17 protein-coding genes and 1 other RNA gene are annotated in these 19,793 nt (G+C 62.5%); all 18 read right to left on the bottom strand.

Annotated features, from left to right (window positions below):
- Positions 1 to 170: 170 nt before the first annotated feature.
- On the bottom strand, positions 171 to 1,145 hold the full coding sequence (murB, locus tag ACEPP2_RS05075; protein WP_395515983.1) for a UDP-N-acetylmuramate dehydrogenase: 975 nt from the start codon (positions 1,143 to 1,145) through the stop codon (positions 171 to 173).
- Positions 1,145 to 2,557, bottom strand: a complete 1,413-nt coding sequence (gene murC / locus ACEPP2_RS05070) for a UDP-N-acetylmuramate--L-alanine ligase (protein WP_395515982.1) — start codon at positions 2,555 to 2,557, stop codon at positions 1,145 to 1,147. Before murC ends, murB begins: the two co-directional genes overlap by 1 nt.
- Positions 2,554 to 3,678, bottom strand: a complete 1,125-nt coding sequence (murG, locus tag ACEPP2_RS05065) for an undecaprenyldiphospho-muramoylpentapeptide beta-N-acetylglucosaminyltransferase (RefSeq protein ID WP_395515981.1) — start codon at positions 3,676 to 3,678, stop codon at positions 2,554 to 2,556. Before murG ends, murC begins: the two co-directional genes overlap by 4 nt.
- A gap of 3 nt (positions 3,679 to 3,681) precedes the next feature.
- Positions 3,682 to 4,833: a putative lipid II flippase FtsW gene (gene ftsW / locus ACEPP2_RS05060; protein ID WP_077546619.1), complete on the bottom strand. Its 1,152-nt coding sequence runs from the start codon at positions 4,831 to 4,833 to the stop codon at positions 3,682 to 3,684.
- A 2-nt stretch (positions 4,834 to 4,835) separates the two neighbouring features.
- Positions 4,836 to 6,242 (bottom strand): UDP-N-acetylmuramoyl-L-alanine--D-glutamate ligase, encoded by a 1,407-nt coding sequence (gene murD / locus ACEPP2_RS05055; protein ID WP_395515980.1) that lies wholly within the window; start codon positions 6,240 to 6,242, stop codon positions 4,836 to 4,838.
- Between the two features lie 7 nt (positions 6,243 to 6,249).
- On the bottom strand, positions 6,250 to 7,353 hold the full coding sequence (gene mraY / locus ACEPP2_RS05050; RefSeq protein WP_052638714.1) for a phospho-N-acetylmuramoyl-pentapeptide-transferase: 1,104 nt from the start codon (positions 7,351 to 7,353) through the stop codon (positions 6,250 to 6,252).
- Positions 7,354 to 7,377: 24 nt separating this feature from the next.
- Complete coding sequence (locus ACEPP2_RS05045; RefSeq protein WP_281976857.1) at positions 7,378 to 8,811, bottom strand: UDP-N-acetylmuramoylalanyl-D-glutamyl-2,6-diaminopimelate--D-alanyl-D-alanine ligase; 1,434 nt, start codon at positions 8,809 to 8,811, stop codon at positions 7,378 to 7,380.
- Positions 8,808 to 10,268, bottom strand: a complete 1,461-nt coding sequence (locus ACEPP2_RS05040; RefSeq protein WP_395515979.1) for a UDP-N-acetylmuramoyl-L-alanyl-D-glutamate--2,6-diaminopimelate ligase — start codon at positions 10,266 to 10,268, stop codon at positions 8,808 to 8,810. The genes ACEPP2_RS05045 and ACEPP2_RS05040 overlap by 4 nt, the downstream gene beginning before the upstream one ends.
- A gap of 61 nt (positions 10,269 to 10,329) precedes the next feature.
- Entirely contained in the window at positions 10,330 to 12,075 is a 1,746-nt protein-coding gene (locus ACEPP2_RS05035) for a peptidoglycan D,D-transpeptidase FtsI family protein (RefSeq protein WP_152339906.1), read from the bottom strand.
- Positions 12,075 to 12,545: a cell division protein FtsL gene (gene ftsL, locus ACEPP2_RS05030; protein WP_395515978.1), complete on the bottom strand. Its 471-nt coding sequence runs from the start codon at positions 12,543 to 12,545 to the stop codon at positions 12,075 to 12,077. The genes ACEPP2_RS05035 and ftsL overlap by 1 nt, the downstream gene beginning before the upstream one ends.
- Positions 12,545 to 13,573, bottom strand: a complete 1,029-nt coding sequence (rsmH, locus tag ACEPP2_RS05025) for a 16S rRNA (cytosine(1402)-N(4))-methyltransferase RsmH (protein WP_395515977.1) — start codon at positions 13,571 to 13,573, stop codon at positions 12,545 to 12,547. Before rsmH ends, ftsL begins: the two co-directional genes overlap by 1 nt.
- A 14-nt stretch (positions 13,574 to 13,587) precedes the next feature.
- Complete coding sequence (mraZ, locus tag ACEPP2_RS05020) at positions 13,588 to 14,019, bottom strand: division/cell wall cluster transcriptional repressor MraZ (RefSeq protein WP_395516167.1); 432 nt, start codon at positions 14,017 to 14,019, stop codon at positions 13,588 to 13,590.
- A 409-nt stretch (positions 14,020 to 14,428) separates the two neighbouring features.
- Positions 14,429 to 14,857: RNase P RNA component class A (gene rnpB, locus ACEPP2_RS05015), an RNA gene on the bottom strand.
- 56 nt (positions 14,858 to 14,913) lie between these two features.
- Positions 14,914 to 16,104, bottom strand: coding sequence for an NAD(P)/FAD-dependent oxidoreductase (locus ACEPP2_RS05010; RefSeq protein ID WP_395515976.1), 1,191 nt, complete (start codon positions 16,102 to 16,104; stop codon positions 14,914 to 14,916).
- 9 nt (positions 16,105 to 16,113) lie between these two features.
- A complete protein-coding gene (locus ACEPP2_RS05005; protein ID WP_395515975.1) occupies positions 16,114 to 17,301 on the bottom strand; it encodes an FAD-dependent oxidoreductase in 1,188 nt (395 codons plus the stop codon).
- An 89-nt stretch (positions 17,302 to 17,390) separates the two neighbouring features.
- The gene (locus ACEPP2_RS05000) at positions 17,391 to 17,936 is read right to left on the bottom strand and encodes a lytic transglycosylase domain-containing protein (RefSeq protein ID WP_395515974.1); all 546 of its coding nucleotides are present in this window, start codon (positions 17,934 to 17,936) and stop codon (positions 17,391 to 17,393) included.
- Positions 17,937 to 18,171: 235 nt separating this feature from the next.
- Positions 18,172 to 18,939: an N-acetylmuramoyl-L-alanine amidase gene (locus ACEPP2_RS04995; RefSeq protein ID WP_395515973.1), complete on the bottom strand. Its 768-nt coding sequence runs from the start codon at positions 18,937 to 18,939 to the stop codon at positions 18,172 to 18,174.
- Entirely contained in the window at positions 18,936 to 19,676 is a 741-nt protein-coding gene (locus tag ACEPP2_RS04990) for a TerB family tellurite resistance protein (protein WP_395515972.1), read from the bottom strand. Before ACEPP2_RS04990 ends, ACEPP2_RS04995 begins: the two co-directional genes overlap by 4 nt.
- Positions 19,677 to 19,793 lie beyond the last annotated feature (117 nt).

Raw genomic sequence — 19,793 nt, 5'->3', positions numbered from 1 at the left:
TCATACTGCCGGCATATGGTTAACAAACCGTTTACTTTCGTTAACCGAGGCGGAAAAGGCGTGGAATTTCAATCGCTCCACCCCACATCGTGAATCTGATTCAAGACATCAAAAAAGGCCGCCAACCGCATGGGCTGACAGCCTTTTTTTCAGAATCTTCTAATGCTGCTCTATTCGGTGGCGACGCCCTGGAATGGCTTCACTTCCCGACCCGGCATGAAGATTCCGAGCCGCTTGATCTCCCATTCCAGCTTGATTCCTGAATGCTCGAAGCCCCGCTGGCGAACCGTTTCGCCGAGATATTCAAGATCGTAACCGCTGGCATTGCCGGTATTGATCATGAAGTTGCAATGGAGCGAGGACATCTGAGCGCCGCCGCAGACGAGCCCGCGGCACCCCGCCTCGTCGATCAGCTTCCAGGCGGAATGACCCTCGGGGTTCTTGAAGGTCGAGCCGCCGGTCTTCTCCTTGACCGGCTGGACCGTTTCGCGGTGCTGGCGCACCGCATCCATCTCATGCCGAATCTTGGCACGATCGTCCGGATAGCCTTCGAAGATTGCATGGGTAAAAATCAGGTCGCCCGGAGCGCTCGATTTGCGATAGCCGTAGCCCATCTGCGCCTTGTCCAGGACATGGATATTGCCCTGCCGGTCGACGGCATGGACTTCCACCACACGATCCGCAGTCTCCGTGCCGTTCGCCCCCGCATTCATGCGAAGCGCGCCGCCGATGGAGCCCGGGATGCCGTAGTAGAACGCGAAACCGCCAATGCCGTGATCCATTGCCATCGCCGCGACATGTTTGTCGGGACATATGCTGCCGGCGCGGATGCGATTGTCCCCTGCAAGGTCGACCTGCCCGAACCCCTTTGCCGACAGGCGCAGGACCACGCCCGGGATACCCCCGTCGCGAACAAGCAGGTTGGAGCCGACGCCAACGACCGTCAGCGGCACTTCAGCCGGGAGTATCTTCAGGAAGGTGACGAGGTCATCCACGTCATGCGGCTGGAACATCAGTTCTGCCAGTCCGCCGGCCTGGAACCAAGTCACGCGGTCCATCGGCGCATCCGGCGTCAACCGCCCACGAAGGTCCTTGACGCCCTCACCGAGTGAGGCCAGCAGCTTTTCACCATGCACCTGCTTCATTACGACTGTCCCGATACGCTTTCCAGTTCCCTGGGCAGCGCTGCCGCCCATTGCGTGATACTACCAGCCCCCAGAAGAACCACGAAATCACCCGGCTTCGCAATGCCGGCTACGATCGGCGCAAGTTCGCCAGGGCCGGAGATGTAGCGCGCATCGCGGTGGCCGGCGGCCCGGATCTTGCCGACCAGGACTTCCGAATCCACGCCTTCGATCGGATCCTCTCCAGCAGCGTAGACCGGCGCCAGCATGACGCTATCGGCATCATTGAAGCAGGTCGCGAACTCCTGGAAGAGACTGGAAAGACGCGTGTAACGATGCGGTTGGTGGACTGCGATTATCCGCCCCGAGCAGGATTCCCTTGCCGCCTTCAGGACCGCCCTGATCTCCACCGGATGATGGCCGTAGTCGTCGAAGACGGAAACGCCGTTCCAGGTCCCCGTCAGCGTGAAGCGCCGCTTGACGCCACCGAAGGCCGCCAGCCCCTTGCGGATGTCTTCCTCGGAAATGCCGAGCCGATTGGCGACGGCGATTGCCGCGGTGGCGTTCGAAATATTGTGCCGCCCGGGCATTGGCAGTGTCAGGTCCTTGAAGCTGAAGACCCTCCCCGTGCGACGGCGGCGGATCTCGACGTCGAAGATGGCTTTCGTCCCTTCCATGCGAACATTGGAAAAGCGGGCGTCGGCCTGCGGGTTCTCGCCATAGGTGATGATCTTGCGATCTTCGATTCGCGCCGCAAGCGCCTGCACTTCCGGATGATCGATACACAGTACGCCGAAGCCGTAGAAAGGCACATTCTCGACGAACTGCCGGAAGGCAGCGCGGACGGCGTCGAAGCTGCCGTAATGGTCGAGATGCTCCGGATCGATATTGGTGACCACTGCGACGTCCGCAGGGAGCTTGAGGAAGGTCCCGTCCGATTCGTCCGCCTCGACCACCATCCACTCGCCTTCACCCATGCGGGCATTGGTTCCATAGGCGTTGATGATGCCGCCATTGATAACAGTAGGATCGAGGTTTCCAGCTTCGAGAAGCGTCGCGACCATCGAGGTCGTCGTGGTCTTGCCGTGCGTACCACCGATCGCGATCGCATTGCGGAAACGCATCAGCTCAGCAAGCATCTCCGCACGCCGGACGATCGGCAGGAAGCGCTCGCGTGCGGCGACCAGTTCCGGGTTGTCCTTCCTGATCGCGGTCGACACGACCACGACTTCTGTCTCTCCGAGGTTTTCCGCCCGATGGCCGACGAAGACAGGTATGCCCTTCTCGCGCAATCGCTGGACATTGGCGCCGTCGGACTGGTCCGAGCCCTGCACACGATGGCCCAGATTGTGGAGCACTTCCGCGATACCGCTCATGCCGATGCCGCCGATGCCGACGAAATGAACGAGCCCGATGGCCTTCGGCATCTTCATGAACGCACTCCTTTGAATTCCGCGACCGATTTCCGCTCGGAAATAGCTACAACCAGGTCCGCGAGCAAGGCCGACGCATCCGGATGCCCCGCCTGCCGGGCGGCAGCCGCCATAGTTTCAAGCCGCTCCGGCACCTTCATCGCTGACGAAATCATCTGGGTAAGCCGCTCGGGTGACAGCTCCGACTGCGCCACGACCTCTGCCCCCCCCCGCTCGACGAGCGCTGCAGCATTGGCTGCCTGGTCGTGGTCAAGGGCATGGGGATAGGGAACAAAGATGGCCGGACGGCCGATCACGGCGACTTCCGACACCGTGGAGGCTCCGGACCGACAGATGACCAGATGCGCCAAGCGAAGACGTTCGGCCATGTCGGCGAAGAAGGGCGACACCTCCGCCGGAACTTGGAGCGCACGATAGTGATCGGCGACCGCCTGGTGGTCCTCCGCCCGTGCCTGCTGCGTTACCCTAAGCCTGCTTCGATCCACACCGTCGAGACGTGCGATCGCCGCGGGTACTGCGGAGGAAAAGAACTGTGCGCCCTGACTGCCGCCGAAGACTAGGAGGCGAAATTCTTCCGAACTCCGGGATGCGAGGTACGGCGAACCGGCGGCCTGCAGGACGGCGGGGCGCACCGGATTGCCGGTCGTCACCGTCTTTGCCGCATGGGCTCCGTGATCATCCGGCAGGAAGCCACCTGCAATTGCCTGTACCCGCGAGGCGAGCGCCTTGTTGGCGCGGCCCATCACAGCATTCTGCTCGTGGATCAGCGACGGCACGCCCATTGATGTCGCAGCAAGCAGGGGCGGAACGGTCGGATACCCTCCGAACCCGATGACGGCGGCCGGCTTCAGCCGCCCGATGAGGCGGCGGGCGGCCCGCAGGCCCGTCCACAAGGCCCACGCCGTGCGCAGCATCGCGATGGGATTCTTCGATCCGAAGGTCGCCGAGGGGACGACGTGGATCTCGTCCGCAGGAAAGCTTCCGGCGAAGCGTTCGGCGCGCCTGTCGGTCACGAGGTGGACGGCGTAGCCGCGTGCCTTCAGTTCGTGCCCAAGGGCCTCGGCAGGAAAAAGGTGCCCGCCGGTCCCACCGGCGGCAAGAAGGATGATGCCACTGGCCATTGTCTACTCCGCCGGAACGCCCGCAATGCGGAAGAGGCTGCGCTCCTGCGCCCGCTTTTCCGGACGGTGCCGGGTCAGTGCGAGGATGAAGCCTGCCGTCACGCAGATCGCAATCATCGAGGAGCCGCCGTAGGAGATCAGTGGCAGGGTCATTCCCTTCGCGGGCAGGAGTTCGAGATTGACGCCGATATTGATCATCGACTGGATGCCGATCTGCAGCACGAGGCCGGCGACGGCAAAGCGGGCGAAATCGTTGCGCTCCTTGAAGGAGTGACCGAGGCCGCGCAGAACGATGAAGGCGAAGATGAGCACCAGCAGCATGCAGAACAGGATTCCGAATTCCTCCGCCGCCACGGAGAAGATGAAGTCCGTATGGCTGTCGGGAATGATGCGCTTGACGATGCCTTCGCCCGGGCCCTGCCCGAACCAGTCGCCGCGGATGATCGCATCGCGGGCCGTGTCCACCTGGAACGTGTCGCCCTCGCCGGTCAGGAACCTGTCGATACGCCCGGTCACGTGCGGCAACATGTAATATGCCGAGGCAAAGCCGACGATACCGACTGCCCCGAGAACCATGATCCAGAGCCACGGCATGCCGGCCATGAAGAACATGCCGCCCCAGACGACCGCGGTCAGAATCGTCTGCCCCAGGTCGGGCTGGGCAACGAGCAGCGCGGCCACAATGCCGAACAGGATGATCGCGAAGAGATTGCCGGGAATTTCCGGCTGGCGGGCATGCTCGGCAAACAGCCATGCGCACACCACTACAAAGGCCGGCTTCATGAACTCCGAGGGCTGGATGGAGAAGCTGCCGATGGAGACCCATCGGCGCGACCCCTTCACTTCCACGCCGAAGAACAGCGCCATCACCATCATCAGCAGCGAGACGGCCAGCAGAATGATGGCGGCTCGACGCACCTGGCGCGGCGTCATGAACGACAACCCGATCATCACCATCAGCGACGGGACAATGAAGACGGCGTGTCGCTCCACGAAATGAAAGCTGTCGAGGCCGAGCCGTTCGGCGACCGGCGGCGATGCGGCGAAGGACAGCATGAAGCCGATCCCCATCAGAAGGATGAACGCCGCAAGGAAATAGCGATCGATCGTCCAGAACCAATCCGCCAGTGGTCCCCGGTCGGCGCGGCTTACCATGGTCAAATCCCCTTGTTCGTCTCGACCAGCATGGTGACGCCGTCGAGTTCGGCAACATGGCTCACGAATGCATCTCCGCGGACCTCAAAATTCCTGTACTGATCGAAGCTGGCGCAAGCCGGCGACAACATTACAGCAGCCGAATTGCCTTCCGCCTCAGCCTCCGCAGCGGCATGGGCGACTGCACGCTCGAGCGTCCCGGAAATCTCGTAAGGAACAGCCTGCCCAAGCGTCGCGGCAAAGGCCGGTGCCGCCTCTCCGATCAGAAAGGCTTTGACGATATGCGGGAAGAGTGGTGCGAGGCTTGCGATACCGCCTTCCTTGGGTAATCCACCGGCAATCCAGTAGATGCGGTCATAGCTCGACAGAGCCGGCGCAGCGGCTTCAGCATTGGTCGCCTTGGAATCATTGACGAACAGCACGCTTCCGCGGCGCGCAACCGGCTGCATGCGGTGCTTCAGTCCCGGAAACGACCTCAGACCCTCGCGGATCTCATCAGCATCGACGCCGACCGCAAGGCAGGCCGCGATTGCCGCCGCTGCGTTCTGGGCATTGTGCCCGCCCCTCAGGGTTGCGATGCCCTCCAGGTCGACGAACAGCGAACTCGCGCCGCCTTCGGCCCTGAAGAGCCGGCTCCCCTCGGCATGGATCCCGTCGACAACAACGTTGCGCCTGGAGATTCGACGAACCTTCACCCCTGCCCGCTCGACCCGGTCGGCGATGAGGGTCGAGAAGCTGTCATCGATGCCGATGATGGCAATGTCGCTGCCCGCCACCAGCCGCTCCTTGACGTCGGCATAGTGCTGCATCGTGCCGTGGCGGTCGAGATGGTCCGGTGTCAGGTTGAGCAGGATGCCGGCAGTCGGATCGAGTGTCGGCGCAAGGTCTATCTGGTAGGAGGAGCACTCGACGACATAGTAACGCTCAGCCTTCGGGGGATCGAGCGTCAGCACCGCGGTGCCGATATTCCCGCCAAGCTGCGTGTCACGGCCGCTGCTCCTCAAGATGTGGGCGACAAGCGCGGTCGTCGTCGACTTGCCGTTGGTGCCGGTAATGGCGATGAGCGGGCAATCGGGCGCGAATGCCCGCCTCTCACGCACGAAGAGTTCGATGTCACCGATGATCTCGACACCGGCGGCACGGGCGAGATCAACGCTCCAGTGCGGCTTCGGATGGGTCAGCGGCACGCCCGGCGACAGGACGAAGACGGCCATCTGCGGCCAGTCAATGGAGCGCAGATTCTCGGTATGCATGCCGGCCGAAGCCGCCTTGGCGACACTGTCCGGATTGTCGTCCCACGCCGTCACGTCGGCTCCGCCGGCCTGCAAGGCCTGTGCGGTGGCAAGCCCGGAGCCGCCCAACCCGAAGAGTGCGACCTTCTTGCCGGCGAATGTGGTGACCGGGATCATCTCCCCCTCACCGCAACTTGAGTGTCGAGAGGCCGAGCAGCGCCAGCCCGACGGCGATGATCCAGAAGCGGACGACCACTTGGCTCTCGGTCCATCCGAGTTTCTCGAAATGATGGTGGATGGGCGCCATGAGGAAGACGCGCCGGCCCGTCAGCTTGAAGAAGCCAACCTGGATGATGACCGACAGGGTTTCCATGACGAACAGGCCGCCGATGATGACCATGACGATCTCGTGCTTCGTCGCGACAGCAACGGAGCCGATCAGTCCGCCGAGGGCGAGCGAGCCCGTGTCCCCCATGAAGATCGCGGCTGGCGGCGCATTGAACCAGAGGAAGCCGAGGCCGGCACCGATCACGGCACCGAGGATGACGACCAGTTCCCCGGTGCCGGGGACAAAATTGATCTGCAGATAATTTGCGAAGACGCCGTTGCCGACGAGATAGGAGATGGCACCGAAGGAGGCTGCGGCGATCATCACCGGGACGATGGCAAGTCCATCAAGTCCATCCGTCAAGTTCACCGCGTTCCCGGCCCCGACGATCACGAAAGCGCCGAACAGGACGAAGAAGATGCCCAGGTCGACCAGGAAATCCTTGAAGAATGGAAAGGCGATCGAGGTGCCGAGGTTAGGATTGGCGGATTGCCCGGTGGCTGAAGCGATGCGCATCATGAAGAACACGGCGATCGCGGCAATCAGGAACTCGATCCCCAGCCGAGCCTTTCCGGAGAAACCCTTGTCCGTCTGTTTGGTCACCTTGAGATAGTCGTCATAGAAGCCGATCGCGCCGAAACCGAGCGTCACCAGCAGCGTCGCGACCACGTAGATGTTCGACAGATCCGCCCACAGCAGCGATCCGCCGATGATCCCCGCGAGAATCATCAGCCCGCCCATCGTGGGTGTGCCGGCCTTCTTGAAGTGGGTCTGAGGGCCATCGGCGCGGATCGGCTGTCCCTTGCCCTGTCGTACGCGCAGCGAGGCGATCATCGCGGGACCGAACAGGAAGACGATCAATGCAGAGGTAAAGAGTGCCGCACCGGTGCGAAACGTGATGTATCGGAACAGGTTGAAGATTTGAAACGTATCCGCCAGTTCCACAAGCCAGATGAGCATCCATGGCCCTTTCTAGAAGCCGAATTAAAGTTGGCGCTCCGTCTCGGAGACTGCCGGATAATTGTCAATAAGCGCAGCGACGATCTTTCCGAAACCGATGCCGAGGGAAGACTTCACCATGACCACGTCACCCGGCTTGACGGCGCGCACGGCAAAATCCCGGAGCTCTTCCGTCGTCGACCGGTACTCGCAATGCACGCTCTCCGGTAGCGCATCCCGAAGGACCGCCATTTCAGCGCCCGCCAGCCACACATGCTCGATGCCAGCTGCCAAAATCGGCCCTGCCAGTTCCTCGTGGACCTTGGCGGAAAACTCCCCCATTTCCAGCATGTCGCCGAGTACGGCGATCCGCCGCCCGGACGCGACGGGCTCCGATGCGGCAAGAAGCGCGATCGCGGCACGCATGGACGCCGGGTTGGCATTATAGCTTTCATCGATCAGCGTCAGGATGCCTTCGCCGATACCGAGCCTGTGCTGCTCGCCGCGGCCCTTGACCGGTCGCAGTTCTGCGAGCGCCGCGACCGCCTTGCCGAGATCCGCACCAACCAGCGTGCAAGCGCCAAGTGCAGCCATGGCGTTCTCAGCAATGTGCCTGCCCGGAGTACCGATCTCCACCTCCACCGTCTCGCCGCTGAGCGTCGCCCAGACGGTCGAGCTTTGCGCATTGCCCTCGAAATCGGCCAGCCGGAAGTCTGCCTTGGCATGCTGGCCGAATGTGTAAATGCGGCCAACGCCGACCTCCTGGGCCCGCTGCTCGAGGAAAGCGAACTGCTTGTTGTCGCGATTTAGAATCGCTGCACCACCGGGTTCCACACCTTCGAATATCTCCGCCTTGGCGGCCGCGATCTCCTCGAGATTGCGAAAGTGACCGAGATGGGCGGCGGCGATCGTGGTGATGATGGCCACATGGGGACGCACCATCTTCACCAACGGGCGGATTTCGTCCGGATGATTCATGCCGATCTCGAAGACGCCGAACTGCGCCTCCTCGGGCATGCGGGCCAGCGTCAGCGGCACCCCCCAGTGATTATTGAAGGAAGCAACCGCCGCATGCACCTTGCCGGACGGCGCGAGAACGTGCCGCAGCATCTCCTTGGTCGTCGTTTTGCCGACCGAGCCGGTCACCGCGACGATCTGGGCGCGGCTCCGTTCACGAGAGGCGACGCCGAGCTTTCCGAGCGCCGCCAGCACGTCCTCCACGACGATCATCGGGATGGTCAACCGCCCCATGGCCGGCAGCTTCGCCTCGCTCACCACGATCAGTGAGGCCCCGTTCGCCACGGCGATACTGGCGAAGTCATGACCATCGACGCGGTCGCCCTTGATGGCGAAGAAGGCTTCCCCGGGGGCTATCGAACGGCTGTCGATCGAGATGCCGGTGATACCCTCCGGAAGCGTACCCACCGGCCGCCCTTCCATTGCGCCAACCATTGCATCGCAGGTCCAGAGCCAGCTCAAGATGTCATCTCCTCCAGTGCCTTGCGCAGTTCCAGGTGGTCGGAGAACGGCAGGACCCGGTCGCCGATCGTTTGCCCTTCCTCATGCCCCTTGCCAGCGACGATGAGAGTGTCACCCGCTCTCAGAAGGGAGACGGCATGCCGGATCGCCGCCATCCGGTCGCCGATCTCGGTGGCACCGGGTGCCGCCGCCATGATCTCAGACCGGATGACCTCCGGGACCTCGGAACGCGGATTGTCGTCAGTTACGACCACCACATCCGCCAGCCGTGTCGCGATCTCCCCCATGATTGGGCGCTTGCCCTTGTCACGGTCACCGCCACATCCGAAAACGACCACGACCCGCCCGGTGGTGAAGGGTCGCACGGACGACAGGACGTTCTCCAGCGCATCGGGCTTGTGGGCATAATCCACGTAGGCCAAGGCCCCTTCGCGTGTCTGCCCCACGAGCTCCAGGCGTCCGGAAGCGCCTTGCAGCTTCTCCAGCGCCGCCATCGCAACTGCAGCCGGCGTGCCGGTCGATATCGCCAGACCCGCAGCCACGAGTGCATTTGCTACCTGGAAGTCGCCCGCCAGAGGAATGTCGACCTCGAAGATCTCGTCGCCGAAATGGATCTCGGCAGTCTGCTTGTGGCGGAAGTGCTCCACGCGCTTGAGAGCAAGGTAATCCCCCTTGCGGCCGACGGTGAGCACCTGAAGCTGCGATTTACCTGCAACGCGGATCGCTTCCGCAGACCATTCGTCATCCGCAAAGATGACCGCCGGCGAACCTTTCGGCAGCAGCGTATCGAAGAGCCGCATCTTCGCGGCCATATAGCTTTCGATCGTCGGATGATAATCCATGTGATCGCGGCCGAGATTGGTAAACCCGGCCGCCGCGAGGCGCACGCCATCGAGACGGCACTGATCGAGCCCGTGACTGGATGCTTCCATCGCGGCGTGGGTCACACCTTCTGCCGCAAGTTCCGCCAGCAGCGCGTGGAGCCCAACCGGGTCCGGCGTCGTCAGGGATCCATAGTCGTGGCGGGTCGGCGAAACGACGCCGGTGGTACCTATCTGCGCGGCAGGATGGCCGGCATGTGCCCATATCTGACGGGTGAAGGAGGCGACGGACGTCTTGCCGGCGGTCCCGGTGACGGCGACCATGGTGGCCGGCTGCGCCCCATAGAAGCGCGCCGCAACCAAAGCCAGAAAGCGGCGCGGATTGGAGACGGTCAGGACCGGAACCGGGGCATCGGCCGTCTGACCTGCGACAGCCGCAACGGCGCCACGTTTCGCGGCGTCGGCAATGAAGCGAGCGCCGTCGGCCTTCGTCCCGGGCAGCGCCGCGAAAAGCATGCCGCGCCCGACCTTTCGGCTGTCGGCAGAGATGCCGCCGATCTCGACATCGCCCGTCGCTCCGGCGAGCAGTTCGCTGATCTCCGGAAAATCATCGCCGGCCAGGTCGCGTAACTTCATCAGCGGTACTCTCATCATTGGTCAGGCAGGCTCTCTCGAATCGCCCGTGAATCATTATCGCCTAATACGATACCAAAAGGGCCGAACCATCCTCGCCGAAGCGTGGTTTTACACCGAGAATCGCCGCCGACCTGCTGATGATGTCCTGTACCATCGGGGCAGCATTGAGGCCGGCTGTGCGCCCTCCGCCTTCTCCGGTCTTCGGCTCGTCGATGAAGGTAAGCACGGCATATTGCGGCTCGTGAATCGGGAAGGCGGCGATGAAGACGTTGAAGTTCTTCTCGTTCGAATAGCGACCGTTGACCACCTTCTCGGCGGTTCCCGTCTTGCCTCCGACGTTGAAGCCCTCGACCAGCGCGCGCTTGCCTGAACCCTTTGTGGCGTTCCAGTCGAACAGGAAGCGCATGTCTTCGCTCGTCGATTCCTTCATCACCCTCTGCGCCACGACATCCGCTTCGTCCCGGGTCCGCGGGAGGAAGGTCGGCGGAATGAGCTTGCCGCCATTCACCAGAGCAGCAACGGCAACGGCCGTCTGCAGCGGCGTCGTGGAAACGCCGTGACCGAAGGAGATTGTGACCGAATGGATCTTCTTCCATTCCCGCGGCTGACTGGGCATCGCCACCTCAGGCAGTTCCGTTTGCATGCGGGTCAGAAGGCCGAGACGGGTGAGGAATTCCTTCTGCCCCTCGATCCCGACGACGTCCGCCATTTTTGCGGTGCCGATGTTGGAGGAATACTGGAAGACCTCCGGGACTGTCAGCATGCGGCCCTTGCCGTGGAAATCCTTGATCGTGAAGCCGCCGATGCGGATCGGAAAGCGGGCATCGAAGCTGTCGGTCATCTTGACCTTGCCGGAGTCGAGCGCCATCGCTGTGGTGAAGGCCTTGAAGGTCGACCCCATCTCGAACGTGCCGTTCGACATCCGGTTAAGCCAGCCTTCCTCTGCACCCGCCGCCGGGGTGTTGGGATCGTAGTCCGGAGCGGATGCCATTGCGATGACTTCCCCGGTATGGACGTCGAGGACGACGGCCCCCGCACCCACGGCCTGGTACTTGTCGATCGACGAGTAGATCACCTCCCGCACGATCGACTGCACCCTGAGGTCGATAGACAGCCGGACCGGTTCCAGCGGCTGGTCGGACGTCATGCCGACCGCTGCCAGATCGGCAAGGCCCTGGCTGTCAACATACCGTTCCATGCCGGCAACGCCGCGGTTGTCGATGTTGACGTGGCCCACCACGTGAGCGGCGGTCGCGCCACCGGGGTAGAACCGCCGCTTCTCCGGCCGGAAGCCGATGCCGGGAATTCCAAGTGCAAGGATTTGGCTCTGCTGCTTCGGCGTCAGCTGGCGACGCAGCCACTGGAAATGCGACTTCGAGGAGAGCTTCCCGTAGATCGATCTGGCGTCGAGATCAGGCAGGACAGTCGCGAGCTTCTCGATGACCTCGTCGGCGTCGACAATCTTGTGGGGCTCCGCGTAGAGCGAAACGGTGCGGATGTCGGTCGCCAGCACCTCGCCGTTGCGATCGAGAAGATCGGGACGGGAAGCCATCAGCCTGTCTGCAGGCATGATGCTGGAGGTGATCTCCGGTTGCGCCATTCCGTACTGAACCAACCGGCCACCAATGACGCCGTACACGGCGACAAAGCCGACGATGATCAGCCCGACACGATTGCGCGCCTGCGCGGCCTTACGCTTACCAACGCCCTCGAACGTGTTGTCACCCGATACCGCCGTGCTGCGGCGGCTCCCCGTCGACAGGTGCGCGCGACTTTTCAACACCATGATGCGCGAAAGAAACGACATCAGCGCCTCACCGATCCAGTTGAGATTGCATCCAGGGGCACGCCTCCTCGCGGGATCGGCACGGGAATCCCGTTCAAGGGGGCCGCATTCCTTGCCGCGTTTACGCCCTTGATGGCAGCAGCGACTTCACCACCAGCGCTGGCGATCAGTTCCTCGATCGTCGTCTCCGGCATTGGCAGCTGCGACCGCGGCATCGGCAGTTCGACGGGCATGGCAAGTTGCGTCGGCTGCGTCGGCACCAGTTGCAGCTCCGACTGATACGCTGAGATCAGGCGCTCCAGCCGGTTCGGCTGGGTCAACAATGCCCAATCCGCCTTCAGCAGATCGATCGTATCCTTTTCGAGGACGATCTCGGCCTCGAGGCGCCGCACTTCCTGCAGCTTGTCGTCGGCCCGGTGCTTGATGGTATAGGTCACAACGGCCGCGGCAGTCATTACGCCGATCAGAACGAGGTCGAGGCTTCTCAGCATCAGGCGGCTCCCATCTTGGCGAGGCTGGCGAGATCCGGCAGATCGAAAATGCCCATGTCCGCCGCGCGGGCCGGCGCATCCGTGCGGCGCCCTGCCCGTAGCTTGGCGGAGCGTGCCCGAGGATTGAGTTCCGCCTCCTCCTCCGTGGCGCTGACTACGCCCTTGCCGACCGGCTCGAAGATCGCGGGCTTCTCGACAACCATGGGCAGGTGGCGGGAGCCCGCCGCCTTGCCGGAACGATCGGAGAAGTATTTCTTGACGATCCGGTCCTCGAGCGAATGAAAGGTCACCACCACGAGCCGACCGCCCGGCTTTAGCGCGCGCTCCGCCGCGAACAGCGCCTGCGCCAGTTCGCCGAGTTCGTCATTGACGAAGATGCGCAGGGCCTGGAAGACGCGCGTGGCGGGATGGATCTTGTCCTTGGCCTTGCGCGGATTGACGCTCTCGATGAGGTTGGCCAAGTCGCGCGTGGTCGTGAACGGTTCCGAAGAACGACGCTTTTCGATTGCCCGCGCGATCCGTCCGGCCTGCTTTTCCTCGCCTAGGAATCCAAATATCCGGATGAGGTCGCCGACCTTGGCCCGGTTCACCACATCGGCGGCCGATACGCCTTCGGCCGACATGCGCATATCGAGCGGCCCATTCCTCTGGAAGGAGAAGCCGCGTTCGGCCTCGTCAATCTGCATGGAGGAGACGCCGATGTCGAGCACGACGGCATCCAGCCCGCCGGCGGGCGCATGATCCGCGAGGCGGGAGAACTGCGACTGGATCAGCGTCAGCCTGCCGCCGCTTGCAGCCACCAATTCACGGCCGCCGGCGATGGCGGTCGGATCGCGATCGAGCGCAATGACCTGGGCGCCAGCATCGAGCATGGCCGAAGTGTATCCGCCCGCACCGAAAGTACCGTCCAGGGCGATCTGACCAGGCGCCAGGTCGAGGGCCGACATCACCTCCGGGAGAAGAACAGGAATGTGGCGAACCGGTCCGCCTTCGGTTTCGGGCACGCCTCCACCAAGATTCGCCGCCATTCCGATCCCCCGTCCTAGGCAGGACGCGGAAAGCGCCCTGCTCTTGCCGCCGCCTGCGCCTCGTGAAACGCCTGCGGCTGCCACAGTTGAAAATGATCCGAGCGCCCCACGAAGGTGACTTCCGTGCTGATTCCCGTGAAGTCGCGAATGAAATCCGTGACCATCAGCCGGCCCTCCGCATCGAGCCTCATGAAGACGCCGCCACCATGAACCAGCAGCGACATCCTGTTCGCCTCCGGCGAGAAGGGATCGACAGACGCGATCTGCCGCTCGTACCGATCGAGCAGATCCGGTCCACCAATGCTGATCGCCGGAAAGATAAAATCCTGGAGACAGTAAAGCTCCTGAATTCCCCTCTCCACCAGAACCGAACGGAAGCTCGCCGGGACGGAAACCCGCCCCTTCGAATCGATCCGGTTCGTGGCATTCGACAGGAAGCGGCTCATGACGCCCGACATCCGCCTCGCTACTCCCGGGGACGACAAATCGTCCCTCGCAAACGACTGAACCAGACACAGCTTCGCCAGCGACGCGGATGGAACTCCGCCCGTTGAAACGCCTCAAACTCTGTGATTGGCGGGCACTCATTCGCCCTTGAACAGTACGGTGATGGGATAGCATGGGACCATATGGGCGTCAATGGGAAGAGGCCCCGCAGCAGGGCCGCAACATCGTTTATTTATGAGCTGTTAAGTTTAACAAAGGGTTAGTTCGCAATGCGGAGAAAGAGGTTCTCAAGAGGCTCGTAAGCCCCACCCGCGACCCTTCTAAGCCTATGTTTAGGAACGAATTTCAGGAAAGCCTTGAGCAAGGCCCGCACCTGGGAACTGCGTCAGGACGACGTCAAGGGAAAGAGGTGCCAGTTGGCCTGTAAGCCGGGTTCTGTATGGCTCCGGCGCGAACCGGAACGTGGCAGCCATTCATCTGGGGCGGTGCTTGCACATCGCCTCGCGCAACCCACCCGGATGACTGGCCTGGAAACCGGCTGTAGGCGCTTGCGCGCCCCACGTCATCCCTATTCGGTCTTGCTCCCGGTGGGGTTTACCATGCCGTCCCTGTCGCCAGCGACGCGGTGGGCTCTTACCCCACCCTTTCACCCTTACCCCGCCAGCTCTGCCGCTCGATTGGGAGCGGGACAGCAGGCGGGGCGGTATCCTTTCTGTGGCACTTTCCCTGGGGTCGCCCCCGCCGGACGTTATCCGGCACCGTGTTTCCGTGGAGCCCGGACTTTCCTCACCTCACCGCCTTTCGGCATTGGTGAAGCGCGGCTGCCCGGCCAACTGGCCGCCCCCAGATAATGGAGTTGGCAACGCAACGCCAGAAGAAACGGCAGCAGCCGGTCATCTGCGGAATGCGGCCTCGAAGTCAACGCCATAGCCGTTGTCGTTGATGGCTCCCTGGAAGAGGAGTTCGGCTCCAAGCCGCCCGATTTCGTCGGAGCTCTTGGCCGCGGCACCACAGCCGCCTGCGAGCACACCGATCCGTTTCGACTCGGACCATGAGATGGCCGGATAGCCGGTTGGCGTGAAGGAGGTCACGCAGGCCGCCATGGAGGTGCGCGAAAGATCAAGCGCCGGCATGAGCCGCTCCATCACCCCGGTTAGGTGCCGATGCGTGCTCGTCCGGCCACCCGACCGGAACCAGGCACGGATGTCGCTCTCCCGCTCGAGCAGAAGGTCATTCGGATCACCGCCGATCTTCAGGTAGATCTTGCCGTCGGGGTAACGGACGGGCGGCAGGAGGTAGATACCGTCATCCTCCTCGCTCCATTTCCAGATCAACGAAGGAAAGCTCCCCCACTCCTGCACCGCCGCTTCGTCCACCTCGTAGAATGCGACGGTCCGGGCGAAGACCTTGAGGTCGAGACGCCGCGGTAGCAGCGCCGTATTGATCGAGAAGCCACCGGCGGCCACCAGAACATGATCCGCCATGAATTGCTCGCCGCTTTCCGTCGCAACGATGACGCGATCGCCTTCTTCGCGTATCCCGCCAACGGTCTGGCGGATCAGGGCACAGCCCTGCCGCTCGGCAAGCAGCGTCTGCGCCCGTACCAGCCTGCGCGGATTGATATGTCCCGCATTCCTTGCTTCCCAGACTGCTTCGCTTCTGCTGGGGAAGGCGAAGAACGGAAAGTTGCGCGTTAGGTCCACGTCGTCGAGGAGAGCAACACCGACGCCCAGCCGCTCCGATGCGGCCAGAACTTCGCCGATATAGGAGTTCCCCTCGGCTCGTCGCGGGCCGACGATGAGGCAGCCGGTCTCCGTGTAGAAGTCTATGCCCGAATCGCATTCGATCTGCCGATAGCGGGCAATCGAACGATTGGCCAGGCAGGCCCAAATTGGGTCAGAGTCGATCGTGCGGGTGATCCGCGCCTCGTCGTAGTGGCTGGCGAAGACGCCCTCGTGCGCGGAGTGATCCAGCGGCTCGTCCGGCCCGATCAGCGCGACCCCATCCGTCCACCCCGACAGATGGCGGGCGGCAGCCGTCCCCATCATGCCCGCGCCGACGATGATGTATCTGTAGCTTTGCATGTCGAGGGCTCACCGAAAGAGTGGCGTCATCAGGCTTCCGTAGTCGTCTTCGCTTAAGCCCCCTTCCAGAAGAAGGACCGAACCGAGCCGTCCCAGTTCGTCGGATGATTTCGCGGCGACGAAATTGCCGCCGGTCAGGACCGCGATACGTGACGATTCCACGACGCCTGCATAGGGACGGCCTGTCGGCGTGAATGTTGCGACACAGGCGGCAGACGATGTAGGCCGTTCCTTGAGAGCCGGCATCAGTTGCAGCGCCGTGTCGACCAGCCGCTGGCGTTCCTCGGGATTGCCATCGGACCCGAACCAGGCGCGGAACTCCTCCGGGCGTGCCAGATCGCCAGTCTCTATGTCGCCACCGAGCTTGAGATAGATTTTTCCATCGGGGTAGCGGACCGGCGGCAGGATATAGACATGATCCTCTTCGCGCTCGGTAAAGACGATGGTGGACGGCATCGCGCCGAAGACATCCATGGCCTGTTCGTCGAGTTCGAAGAAGACCACCGTTCGCGGCGCCGCGCGGATTTGCATAGGACGAGGCAGGAGAGCGTTGAGGTTGCTGAAGGCGCCCGCAGCAATCAGCACGCGGTCGGCATGGAAGGTCTCACCGCCGGCAATGACCTCGACCCAGCTTCCCTCCTCCCGTACCGATGTCACAAGCGCATCCAGCACCGTCGCGCCGCCGCGCTTCGCCAGTGCAATTTGCGCACGCACCAGCGCTCTCGGATTGATGTAACCGGCCTGCGACAATTCGTGATAGCCGATCAGATGGGACGGAAAGTCGAACTGCGCAAAGCGGCTTTGGAGTTCGCCGGACGTCAGCCTCTCGATCTCCAGGCCCGTAGACGTGGCGACCTCGGTTGCGCGGTGGAGATAGTCGGCATGGGACCTGGGCTCGGGTCCAGCAAACAGGCATCCCGCTTCGGAGAAGAAGCGGATACCACTGCCCTCCTCGATCTCCCGGTAGCGGTCGATCGCTCGCTGCGCGAAGCTTGCCCAGAGCGGATCGGCATCGAACCGGCGGGTGATTCGGGCCTCGTCATAGTGGCTGGCAAAGACCCCGTCATGGGATCGGTAGTCGGCGGGCTCTCCCGGGCCGATCAGCGCGACACCGTCGACACGCTGGGAGAGGTGGCGGGCGGCGGCGGCACCCATCATGCCGCCACCGATGACGATGTACTTGAAATGCGCTGCCATGTCCGTCTGCTTCGATTCCGGAAAACGATGTTCTCGTCGGCGGTTCTAGCCGTTTCCGGAATCAGTTTGCCAGCGGAAAGCGCGGCACCTCAGGAGGACAGGATCGCCTGGACCTTGCCACAGTAGCGCTTGGAAATAGGGTTCATGCGCTTCGCGCCGTGGCCGGCATTGTATTTCAGGATCGTGCCGCAGGTTTTGCCGCCGCCGAGTTCATGGGCGGCAGCGAGATACTTCATGCCGAACTGGATATTGGTTTCCGGATTGTAGAGGTTCTTGACGCTGCCCTTGTACCCCATCATGCGCGCCGTCGCCGGCTTGATCTGCATCAGCCCGACTTCGCCGGCACTGCCGCGCGCCTTGGCGTTGAAGTTGCTCTCGACCTGGACCACCGCGTGGGCGAGATCGACTGGCACGCCGTAGGCCTTGGCGTACTTGGCGATGATCTTCGAATAGGGCTTGCCGGCATGCGCGGCATCCGAGACGGCGTTCTTCGGCGAAGCATATCCCGGCTTGCTGACCTTCGTTTCCAGCGCGAGGGTCTTCGACTTGGTCTTTTCCTCCGCAGCGAAGGACGCCTGGGGAAGGGCAACAAGCATGGTGAAGCACGCCGCGAGAGCAACAATCGATCTATTCATGTCTGAAAGAATTCTCCGGATCAGGGATGCTCCGGCCACGGATCGGCATCTGCGCACCACGTCCGTCAGACGCAGCGACAGCGGGAAGCATCCCAAGTCATTGATGTTTTGTGATCCCCCCGTCCATTGGCGGCGACCACGTTGATGAGCCCGGTTAAAACGGCCCATTGAGGAAATGATGTGGCACGGGAATTATTTTACGATTGCGCCACGGAACCAGCGTGCCCTGTAGACGTTACGCCAGGTTGTATCTTGGCAGTGACGTCAGCAACCGGTGCAACGTATCGATCGTCGAGATATCGGCGATTCCGTCGACGCGCTCGGTTCGAAAATGCCGTTGAAAAGCCTCGACGACACCCTTCGTCCGCTGGTCAAAACTCCCATTGATCTCAACATCATAACCATAGAGGGAGAGCATGGACTGCAGGGCTTCGATGGGTTGTCCCACTTCGCCAAGCTGGAAGAACCGGCCGCCGCCGACCGGCGCCGGTTGTACCCAGTGTCCTACCCCCTCGGCGTGAAGTCTTCCCCAGGGAAAATTTTCTCCCGGATCGAGCTTGCGGATCGGCGCCACATCGGAGTGCGCCAGTATCCGTTCCGGGGCAATCTGCCACCGCTGGCCGCAATCGCGACACAATCTGATCAAGGCATCGACCTGCGCCGTCGGGAATTCAGGAAGACCGGCCGGATGTCCGGCATTGGCGATCTCGATGCCGATAGAGGCGGAGTTAACATCACTTTCGCCGCCCCAGCAGCTCTTTCCCGCATGCCAGGCGCGCTCCGACTCCGGTACGAGCTGTACGATGCGTCCGTCTTCGTGGATGAAGTAGTGGCTCGAGACCTGGCTGTCGGGATTGCAGAGCCACGACAAGGCCTGCTCGTGGTCCGGCATGCCGGTATAGTGCAGAACGATCATGTCTGGCTCACGCGCGCCGGCGCGTGGCCCGAAATTCGGAGAGGGAATAACCGTTGCGCCGACATGGTCGGCAGCGAAGTGGTTCATGCAGCGCGGCGCTCTTTCTCGATCGCGGCGAAGGCCGCGTTGAGCGCTGCCATACGTTCATTCGCCGCGGCATGCAATGCTGCCGGCACGCCGCGTGCAATCAGGCGGTCCGGATGATGCTCAGAAGCCAAGCGGCGATAGATCCGACGAATCTCGGACAGTTCGTCCGTCGGCGACACGCCAAGCACCAGATAGGGATCGCGACCCTCCAGATGCACGTGACGGGCCATGATCCGCCGGAAATGCTCTTCGTCGATCCCGAAGATCTCCGCAATCCGCGCCAGGAAGGCTAGCTCCCCTTCATGCATCAGGCCATCGGCCTTAGCGATGTGAAACAGGCCGTCGATGACGTTCTCGAGCATCGGGCAGTTCTCGTCACCGCTGCCACAGAGGTTGGCGAGCTTGGAGGCATAGGCTTCAAAGCCCGCGATGTCCTGGCGCGCCAGGTTGTAGAGGCGCGCAACGTTGCGAGCCTCCTCTTCGGGAAAATCGAAGATCTGTCGGAAGGCGTCCACTTCCTTCTCGGTCACCACGCCGTCTGCCTTCGCCATCTTGGCGGAGAGCGCGATGATGGCGACCGAGAACGAGACCTGGCGCCGCGTCTCGGGGTCACCTTCGAAGAGTGTCCGTATGGCTTCGACCACGCGCCCAAGCGCACTTCCGGCCGTATCGCCGATTGCGCCGAGGAGCCGGTCCCAAAGGGAAGAAATCTGGAAGCAGGAAAAATCGAAGAACATACGACAAATGACCAGATTACGGGCTCGGGTGCAAGATTGTCGGGTACCCGGAAAAGATTAAACTATGTTCATCTTTCCCGAACAGTACGCCTGATTCCTACAATCGCTGCCGCTTCA

This window comes from Pseudorhizobium flavum (genome assembly GCF_044142885.1).
Lineage (GTDB): Bacteria > Pseudomonadota > Alphaproteobacteria > Rhizobiales > Rhizobiaceae > Neorhizobium > Neorhizobium flavum.
The sequence above is the reverse complement of the archived record's forward strand: the minus strand, read 5'-3'. Positions and strand labels throughout refer to the sequence as shown.

Bases quoted from the DNA above. Each gene is read 5' to 3' on its own strand.
- ACEPP2_RS05035 (WP_152339906.1), bottom strand. From the start codon at position 12,075: ATGTCGTTTCTTTCGCGCATCATGGTGTTGAAAAGTCGCGCGCACCTG.
- ftsL (WP_395515978.1), bottom strand. From the start codon at position 12,545: ATGCTGAGAAGCCTCGACCTCGTTCTGATCGGCGTAATGACTGCCGCG.
- ACEPP2_RS05040 (WP_395515979.1), bottom strand. From the start codon at position 10,268: ATGAAGTTACGCGACCTGGCCGGCGATGATTTTCCGGAGATCAGCGAA.
- murC (WP_395515982.1), bottom strand. From the start codon at position 2,557: ATGAAGATGCCGAAGGCCATCGGGCTCGTTCATTTCGTCGGCATCGGC.
- murB (WP_395515983.1), bottom strand. From the start codon at position 1,145: ATGAAGCAGGTGCATGGTGAAAAGCTGCTGGCCTCACTCGGTGAGGGC.
- ACEPP2_RS04990 (WP_395515972.1), bottom strand. From the start codon at position 19,676: ATGTTCTTCGATTTTTCCTGCTTCCAGATTTCTTCCCTTTGGGACCGG.
- rsmH (WP_395515977.1), bottom strand. From the start codon at position 13,573: ATGGCGGCGAATCTTGGTGGAGGCGTGCCCGAAACCGAAGGCGGACCG.
- ACEPP2_RS05005 (WP_395515975.1), bottom strand. From the start codon at position 17,301: ATGGCAGCGCATTTCAAGTACATCGTCATCGGTGGCGGCATGATGGGT.
- murD (WP_395515980.1), bottom strand. From the start codon at position 6,242: ATGATCCCGGTCACCACATTCGCCGGCAAGAAGGTCGCACTCTTCGGG.
- mraY (WP_052638714.1), bottom strand. From the start codon at position 7,353: ATGCTCATCTGGCTTGTGGAACTGGCGGATACGTTTCAAATCTTCAAC.
- ftsW (WP_077546619.1), bottom strand. From the start codon at position 4,833: ATGGTAAGCCGCGCCGACCGGGGACCACTGGCGGATTGGTTCTGGACG.
- mraZ (WP_395516167.1), bottom strand. From the start codon at position 14,019: ATGAGCCGCTTCCTGTCGAATGCCACGAACCGGATCGATTCGAAGGGG.
- ACEPP2_RS05000 (WP_395515974.1), bottom strand. From the start codon at position 17,936: ATGAATAGATCGATTGTTGCTCTCGCGGCGTGCTTCACCATGCTTGTT.
- ACEPP2_RS04995 (WP_395515973.1), bottom strand. From the start codon at position 18,939: ATGAACCACTTCGCTGCCGACCATGTCGGCGCAACGGTTATTCCCTCT.
- ACEPP2_RS05010 (WP_395515976.1), bottom strand. From the start codon at position 16,104: ATGCAAAGCTACAGATACATCATCGTCGGCGCGGGCATGATGGGGACG.
- murG (WP_395515981.1), bottom strand. From the start codon at position 3,678: ATGGCCAGTGGCATCATCCTTCTTGCCGCCGGTGGGACCGGCGGGCAC.